Origin of the sequence: Bradyrhizobium sp. Rc2d (assembly GCF_900099855.1) — a bacterium.
In the GTDB taxonomy this organism is placed as follows: domain Bacteria; phylum Pseudomonadota; class Alphaproteobacteria; order Rhizobiales; family Xanthobacteraceae; genus Bradyrhizobium.
Genome location: NZ_FNCU01000112.1, coordinates 1 through 1,630, shown reverse-complemented (window position 1 = coordinate 1,630; position 1,630 = coordinate 1). Strand labels below are relative to the sequence as shown.

Sequence of the window (1,630 nt, the reverse complement as noted above, 5' to 3'; positions counted from 1 at the left end):
AACGCATTGTCCGGAATTTGGAAGCCGCGGCGTCGCGCCACGCGGCTCAAATAGACGTCAAGCGTCAATCAAAAGGGCCGCAGAGCTACGCTTACTCCCGAGGGGTGGGAGCGATTGGCCGAATATCATGTGGTCGTTGGGACTGTTCAGAGCATTAGCCCCGCGTACGAAGACGTCCCCGAACCTCCGTTGGATGTGTTTAATCTAGTGCTGGTCGACGAGGGACATCACAGCCCGGCCGCTACCTGGAAGAGGCAACTCGGACCATTACGAGCAAGCCCAGCGCATCCTGTTTACATCGACGCCGTCTTCTGGATGCTGGCGAAGAAATCGTTGCCTTGCCGCACGGCATTATGGCCGTGGGATGGCCGGACACCGTCTATCGTCATCCGGCAATCTTGCGGTACCACGTTGGGGATGAGGAACGTAGCGTGCAATTGCTTGATCTTGACCTGGCGATCGACGATGACGCGTCGAGCGAACAAGCAGTTGCCATTGTTCTCTCCGGGAATGATGACTTCGAATTCAGGGCGACGTTCTCTTTCGATACGGATCGCGATTTCGAACCGCTGGAGCAAGGGCAGGTCGAAGCAGTTATCCTGCGTGAGCATGAAAAGACGCCGCTTATCGATTTTCTCAACGGAGAAATACCCGTCTTCTATACGGCGGATCTCTCATTAGTTGACGGACCGAGCCTATGGCCGCTGCGGATCTGCCGCCGTTCAACCCCGAAATGATCGAAGCTTTCGATTGGGCTCGACGCTATGTGAATATCGGTCGAGAGTTCGGTGATGGCCGGCGGGGTATGATCTCCGTTCACGCATGTCTAGAAGCCGAACTCGCGAACTCTGGGAATGCCGTCGTCTATTAAGATCATGGGTCAGGAGAGATAGCCGACTTTATCGCTGTCGAAGAAATCGAGAATCGATTGCTCATCCGCTTTTATCATTGCAAGCGTGCAGGAGGGGCCGCAGCGGGGCACCGCGTCGGAGACGTCTACGAACTAGCAGGCCAAGCCGTAAAGTCAGTTATTTGGGCGCTTAAGCAACGCGTTCGTGCAAGCGTAAGGCGCCGATTCAGCAACAGGAAGGGAAGCGCGCGGTTTGTTTGTGGTGATCTGGAGCGCTTTGAAGACCTTCTCTCAAACGCGGCCGCCGCGCAAATCGAGTTCGAATTCGTCGCTGTTCAACCGGGGTTGCAAAAAGCCGGATTGCCAGCTGATGTGGGAAATGTGCTTGCGGCAGCGAGCGATCATCTGGTTCGCGGCGGGTTTCGCCCCCTGAAAGTGATGGCATCGGCATAGAAAGACGCGCGATCGAATTTTTGCCGATCCTTCCCAGTCCATCGGACTTGGACGCGCTCTGTCCTCAGAATCCAATCGCAATATCTGAACATGACAGAATCCCCCTCCATCACGCCAGCCCAGGGACTTCTGAAACTCGTACTCCCAATTCCGGCAAAAGAGCTGCCGATTGATGCTGTCGCTGACAAAGCGATCCTCACCGCCGAAAACTATCCAAGTTCAATAGGCAAGCCTGCGGATTCCGATGATCGCGCGCAGCTATTCCAATCTGATGCCGCGCAGCATTCCAATCTGATCGCGCGCATGTGAAGCCCCCGATCGTTAAAG

The 1,630-nt window shown here is 55.5% G+C and carries 3 protein-coding genes; all 3 read left to right on the top strand.

The genetic code is table 11. The features are described from left to right. Positions 1–338: 338 nt before the first annotated feature. The 3 genes from BLV07_RS47270 to BLV07_RS45720 all read left to right on the top strand — a co-directional run bounded on the left by BLV07_RS47270 (position 339) and on the right by BLV07_RS45720 (position 1,612). A complete protein-coding gene (locus BLV07_RS47270) occupies positions 339–737 on the top strand; it encodes a hypothetical protein (RefSeq protein WP_143035759.1) in 399 nt (132 codons plus the stop codon). Between the two features lie 191 nt (positions 738–928). After that, entirely contained in the window at positions 929–1,303 is a 375-nt protein-coding gene (locus tag BLV07_RS47265; protein WP_143035758.1) for a hypothetical protein, read from the top strand. A 90-nt stretch (positions 1,304–1,393) separates the two neighbouring features. Further along, on the top strand, positions 1,394–1,612 hold the full coding sequence (locus BLV07_RS45720; protein ID WP_091899144.1) for a hypothetical protein: 219 nt from the start codon (positions 1,394–1,396) through the stop codon (positions 1,610–1,612). The last annotated feature ends 18 nt before the right edge of the window (positions 1,613–1,630 follow it).